At 60.4% G+C, this 6,878-nt stretch carries 1 protein-coding gene; it reads right to left on the bottom strand.

Translation table 11 applies throughout. The features are described 5' to 3' along the window. Positions 1-6,878: immunoglobulin-like domain-containing protein (locus tag SB756_RS27855; protein WP_410912713.1), on the bottom strand; the 6,878-nt coding region annotated here is incomplete at both ends.

Below are 6,878 nucleotides of genomic sequence, written 5' to 3'. Positions count from 1 at the left end.
GCGTTGTTGCTCAGGGTCACGACCAGGTCGTGGTCCAGCGGCTGGTTGATGTGCACGGTGAACGTCGGTTTGACGTTCTCGGCGACCGAAACCTGGTCAGCGGTGATGGTGACCTTGACCAGGTCGCCTTCGTTGTTGCCGCCTGGGTTGCCTGGAGTACCTGGCTCGTCAGTAACCTGGGTGCTGACCGGGGTCTTGTCCAGGTTCAGGTTTTCGAACTTCCACGCGTCTGCGCCGCTGACGGCGTCGATAGCGTTGACCACCGGCTGATTAGCGCCGACATAAACGTTATCCGGCGCAGTTGCAGTGGCCGATCCAGTGGTGCTGTTGGCCGCGACGACAACAGTGGTGCCATCGGTCAGCTTGAAGTACAGCTCCGCATGGTTGTTGATCGGCAGGCCGTCTTTGTTGGTCAGGGTGATGGTGTAGGTGATCTCGCCGCCTTCGGTGACCGAAGGGGTGGCGGTCAGCTTGGCCACAACTTCGTCGGTGGTGTCGGTCACTTGAACGGTAGCGGCACCGCCCAGTTGCAGGTTCTCGAAGGTAGCGCCGGTGGCGTCTACCGCCGAATTGATGCCCAGGCTGATCTGGCCAGCGTCGTTGTAAACGTCATCACCTTGTGCAGCGTGCTCGTACGGCGCGCTGGTGTCGCCGGCCTTGATGGTGACCTGAGCGTTGTTGCTCAGGGTCACGACCAAGTCGTGGTCCAGCGGCTGGTTGATGTGCACGGTGAACGTCGGTTTGACGTTTTCCGCTACCGACGTCTGGTCGGCCGTGATGGTGACTTTGACCAGATCGCCTTCGTTGTTGCCGCCTGGGGTACCTGGGTTGCCCGGGGTACCTGGCTCGTCAGTGACGGTGGTGCTGACCGGGGTCTTGTCCAGGGTCAGTTGCTCGAACTTGCCAACATCAGCACCCGCAACGGTCGCGATGGAGTTGACCACCGCTGGGTTGCTGCCAACGTAGACGTTGTCCGGAGCAGTGACGGTGATCGAACCGCTGGTGCCATTGGCCGGTACGGTGATGACGGTTTTACCGTCGCTCAGCGTGAAGGTCAGCGCGCCATGGTTGTTGATCGGCAGGCCGTCTTTGTTGGTCAGGGTGATGGTGTAGGTGATCTCGCCGCCTTCGGTGACCGAAGGCGTCGCGGTCAGCTTCGCTACAACTTCGTCGGTGGTGTCGGTGACGTCGACCTTCGCCGAGCCGCCGAGCTCCAGATTTTCGAAGGTACGACCATCAACGTCCACAGCGGACTTGATGCCAACGCTGATTTCACCGCCGTCGTTGTAAACGTCATCACCTTGTGCCGCGTGCTGGTACGACGCGCTGGTGTCGCCGGCTTTGATGGTGACCTGAGCGTTGTTGCTCAGGGTCACGACCAGGTCGTGGTCCAGCGGCTGGTTGATGTGCACGGTGAACGTCGGTTTGACGTTCTCGGCGACCGACGTCTGGTCGGCGGTGATGGTGACCTTGACCAGATCGCCTTCGTTGTTGCCGCCTGGGGTACCTGGGTTGCCCGGAGTACCTGGCTCGTCAGTGACCTGAGTGCTGACCGGGGTTTTGTCCAGGGTCAGTTGCTCGAACTTGCCAACATCAGCGCCCGCAACGGTCGCAATCGAGTTGACTACCGCTGGGTTGCTGCCGACATAGACGTTGTCCGGAGCAGTCACGGTGATCGAACCGCTGGTGCCATTGGCCGGTACGGTGATGACGGTCTTGCCGTCGCTCAGCGTGAAGGTCAGGGCGCCGTGGTTATTGATCGGCAGACCGTCTTTGTTGGTCAGGGTGATGGTGTAGGTGATCTCGCCGCCTTCGGTAACCGAAGGGGTCGCGGTCAGCTTGGCCACGACCTCGTCGGTGGTGTCGGTGACATCCACTTTCGCAGCGCCGCCCAACTCCAGGCTCTCGAAGGTCGCACCGGTAGCGTCTACCGCCGACTTGATGCCAACGCTGATCTCACCGGCATCGTTGTAAACGTCGTCGCCTTGCGCATCGTGGGTGTACGGCACGCTGGTCTCACCGGCCTTGATGGTGACCTGAGCATTGTTGCTCAGGGTCACGACCAGATCGTGGTCCAGCGGCTGGTTGACGTGCACGGTGAACGTTGGTTTGACGTTTTCCGCCACCGAGGTCTGGTCAGCGGTGATGGTGACCTTGACGATATCGCCTTCGTTGCCTGGGGTACCTGGCTCGTCAGTAACCTGGGTGCTGACAGGGGTCTTGTCCAGGTTCAGGTTTTCAAACTTCCACGCGTCCGCGCCGCTGACGGCGTCGATAGCGTTAACTACCGGCTGGTTAGTCCCGACATAGACGTTGTCCGGCGCAGTTGCAGTGGCCGAACCGGTGGTGCTGTTGGCGGCCACAACGACCGTCGTGCCATCGGTCAGCTTGAAGTACAGCTCCGAATGGTTGTTGATCGGCAAGCCGTCTTTGTTGGTCAGGGTAACCGTGTAGGTGATCTCGCCGCCTTCGGTAACCGAAGGGGTCGCGGTCAGCTTGGCCACAACCTCGTCGATGGTGTCGGTCACTTTGACCGAAGCATCACCGCCCAGCTGCAGGTTCTCGAAGGCAGCGCCGGTGGCGTCTACCGCCGACTTGATGCCCAAGGTGATTTCGCCAGCATCCTGGTAGACGTCATCGCCTTGGGCAGCGTGCTCGTACGGCGCGCTGGTTTCGCCGGCCTTGATGGTGACCTGAGCGTTGTTGCTCAGGGTCACGACCAGGTCGTGCGCCAGAGCGGTGTTGATGTGCACGGTGAAGGTCGGTTTGACGTTCTCGGCGACCGAAACCTGGTCAGCGGTGATGGTGACCTTGACGATATCGCCTTCGTTGTTGCCGCCTGGGTTGCCTGGAGTACCTGGCTCGTCAGTAACCTGGGTGCTGACCGGGGTCTTGTCCAGGTTCAGGTTTTCGAACTTCCACGCGTCTGCGCCGCTGACGGCGTCGATAGCGTTGACCACCGGCTGATTAGCGCCGACATAAACGTTATCCGGCGCAGTTGCAGTGGCCGATCCAGTGGTGCTGTTGGCCGCGACGACAACAGTGGTGCCATCGGTCAGCTTGAAGTACAGCTCCGCATGGTTGTTGATCGGCAGGCCGTCTTTGTTGGTCAGCGTGATGGTATAGGTGATCTCGCCGCCTTCGGTGACCGAAGGGGTGGCGGTCAACTTGGCCACCACTTCGTCGATGGTGTCGGTCACTTTGACCGAAGCATCACCGCCCAACTGCAGGTTCTCGAAGGCAGCGCCGGTGGCGTCTACCGCCGACTTGATGCCCAAGGTGATTTCGCCGGCATCCTGGTAGACGTCATCGCCCTGTGCAGCGTGCTCGTAAGGTGCGCTGGTTTCGCCCGCTTTGATGGTAACTGTGGCGTTGTTGCTCAGGGTCACGACCAGGTCGTGGGCCAGGGCGGTGTTGATGTGCACGGTGAAGGTCGGTTTGACGTTCTCGGCAACCGATACCTGGTCAGCGGTGATGGTGACCTTGACGATGTCACCTTCGTTGCCCGGCGTGCCTGGCTCGTCGGTAACCTGGGTACTGACCGGGGTCTTGTCCAGATTCAGGTTTTCGAATTTCCACGCATCCGCGCCGCTGACGGCGTCGATAGCGTTAATTACCGGCTGGTTAGCGCCAACATAGACGTTATCCGGCGCAGTTGCAGTGGCCGAGCCAGTGGTGCTGTTGGCCGCGACGACAACAGTGGTGCCATCGGTCAGCTTGAAGTACAGCTCCGCATGGTTGTTGATCGGCAGGCCGTCTTTGTTGGTCAGCGTGATGGTGTAGGTGATCTCGCCGCCTTCGGTGACCGACTGGCTTGCGGTCAGCTTGGCCACAACTTCGTCGATGGTGTCGGTCACTTTGACCGAAGCATCACCGCCCAACTGCAGGTTCTCGAAGGCAGCGCCGGTGGCGTCTACCGCCGACTTGATGCCCAAGGTGATTTCGCCGGCATCCTGGTAGACGTCATCGCCCTGTGCAGCGTGCTCGTAAGGTGCGCTGGTTTCGCCCGCTTTGATGGTAACTGTGGCGTTGTTGCTCAGGGTCACGACCAGGTCGTGGGCCAGGGCGGTGTTGATGTGCACGGTGAAGGTCGGTTTGACGTTCTCGGCAACCGATACCTGGTCAGCGGTGATGGTGACCTTGACGATATCGCCTTCGTTGCCTGGGGTGCCTGGCTCGTCAGTAACCTGGGTGCTGACCGGGGTCTTGTCCAGGTTCAGGTTTTCAAACTTCCACGCATCCGCGCCGCTGACGGCATCGATAGCGTTAACTACCGGCTGGTTAGCTCCAACATAGACGTTATCCGGTGCGGTTGCAGTGGCCGAACCGGTGGTGCTGTTGGCAGCCACAACAACCGTCGTGCCATCGGTCAGCTTGAAGTACAGCTCCGAATGGTTGTTGATCGGCAGACCGTCTTTGTTGGTCAGCGTGATGGTGTAGGTGATCTCGCCACCTTCGGTGACCGAAGGCGTCGCGGTCAGCTTGGCTACCACTTCGTCGATGGTGTCGGTCACTTTGACCGAAGCGTCACCGCCCAACTGCAGGTTCTCGAAGGCAGCGCCGGTGGCGTCCACCGCCGACTTGATGCCGAGGGAAATTTCGCCGGCGTCTTGGTAAACGTCATCGCCCTGCGCAGCGTGCTCGTACGGCGCGCTGGTTTCGCCGGCCTTGATGGTGACCTGAGCGTTGTTGCTCAGTGTCACGACCAGGTCGTGAGCAAGCGGTTGGTTGATATGCACGGTGAACGTCGGTTTGACGTTCTCGGCCACCGAAGTCTGGTCGGCAGTAATGGTGACTTGGACCAGGTCGCCCTGGTTACCGGTGCCCGGAGTGCCCGAACCTGGTTCGTCGGTGACAGTAGTGCTGACCGGGGTCTGGTCCAGGGTCAGCTGTTCGAACTTGCCGACATCCGCGCCCGCAACAGTCGCAATCGACTGCACCACCGGGGTGTTGCTGCCGACGTAGACGTTGTCAGGAGCAGTGACGGTGATCGAACCGCTGGTGCCATTGGCCGGTACGGTGATGACGGTTTTGCCGTCGCTCAGCGTAAAGGTCAAGGCACCTTGGTTGTTGATCGGCAGGCCATCTTTGTTGGTCAGGGTGATGGTGTAGGTGATTTCGCCGCCTTCGGTCACCGAAGGGGTCGCGGTCAGCTTGGCCACAACTTCACTGACAGTGTCCGAGACCTCAACGGTAGCCGGGCCACCCAAGTCCAGCTTCTCGAAGGTGGCGCCTGGAACGGTAGCGTCGGTAACGCTGAGGGTGATGGATCCAGCGTCTTGATAGACGTCATCGCCCTGAGCCGGGGTCTTGTACTCGACTTCGGTCTTACCGGCTTCGATCGTCACGGTGTCGCCGTTCGACAGAGTTACGGTCAACGGGCGGTCCAGCGCCTGGCTTACTTTCACAGTAAAGGAAGGTTGCTGGTCTTCGGTCACATTGCCGTTGCTGACGATGCTTACGGTTACGGTATCGATGCTGTCGCTGATAACAGTCGAAGCCGGGGTCGGATTCGGGGTCAGTTGCTCGAAGTTACCGCCGGTGGCGTTTTCGATGGTGACGCTGACAGTCGAACCGTTGTTGTAGACGTCGTTCGCCGGGGTCTGGAAGTCGACGCTGCCCTGGGTTTTGCCGGCCTCAACGGTAATGGTCTGGCCATTGGACAGGGTCACGGTCACCGGAGTCTGGGCAGGGTTGCTCAGGGTCACGGTGTAGGTGATCACGCCGCCTTCAGTGACGCTTGGCGAAGCCGTCAGGGTCGCGGTGGTGGTGTCGACCGAATCGTTGATCGTGGTCTGAGCCGGAGTCGGGTTCGGCGTCAGTTGCTCGAAGTTGCCACCGGTAGCGCCGGTGATCGTGGTACTGACGGTCGAACCATTGTTGTAGACGTCGTTCGCAGGGGTCTGGAAGTCGACACTGCCCTGGGTTTTGCCAGCTTCGATGGTGATTACCTGCCCGTTGGACAGCGTAACGGTCACCGGCGTCTGGGCAGGGTTGCTCAGGGTCACGGTGTAGGTGATTACGCCACCTTCGGTCACCGACGGGTTCGCCGTCAGAGTTGCGGTGGTGGTGTCTACCGAATCGTTGATCGTGGTCTGAGCCGGGGTCGGATTCGGGGTCAGCTGCTCGAAGTTACCGCCGGTGGCGTTCTCGATGGTGACGCTGACAGTCGAACCGTTGTTGTAGACGTCGTTCGCAGGGGTCTGGAAGTCGACACTGCCCTGGGTTTTGCCAGCCTCAACGGTGATGGTCTGGCCGTTGGACAGGGTCACGGTTACCGGAGTCTGGGCAGGGTTGCTCAGGGTCACGGTGTAGGTGATTACGCCACCTTCGGTCACCGAAGGGGTCGCCGTCAGAGTTGCGGTGGTGGTGTCTACCGAATCGTTGATCGTGGTCTGAGCCGGGGTCGGATTCGGGGTCAGCTGCTCGAAGTTGCCGCCGGTGGCGTTTTCGATGGTGACGCTGACGGTCGAGCCGTTGTTGTAGACGTCGTTCGCCGGGGTCTGGAAGTCGACGCTACCCTGGGTTTTGCCCGCTTCAACAGTGATGGTCTGCCCATTGGACAGGGTCACGGTCACCGGAGTCTGGGCAGGGTTGCTCAGGGTCACGGTGTAGGTAATTACGCCACCTTCGGTCACCGACGGGCTCGCCGTCAGGGTTGCGGTGGTGGTGTCGACCGAATCGTTGATCGTGGTCTGAGCCGGAGTCGGGTTCGGGGTCAGTTGCTCGAAGTTACCGCCGGTGGCGTTTTCGATGGTGACGCTGACAGTCGAGCCGTTGTTGTAGACGTCATTCGCCGGAGTCTGGAAATCAACGCTGCCCTGGGTTTTGCCGGCCTCAACAGTGATGGTCTGGCCATTGGACAGGGTCACGGTCAC

Source organism: Pseudomonas sp. SIMBA_068, from assembly GCF_046534705.1.
GTDB classification, from domain to species: domain Bacteria; phylum Pseudomonadota; class Gammaproteobacteria; order Pseudomonadales; family Pseudomonadaceae; genus Aquipseudomonas; species Aquipseudomonas putida.
Note: the sequence above shows the minus strand (reverse complement) of the source record. Positions and strands in the feature narration are given on the sequence as shown.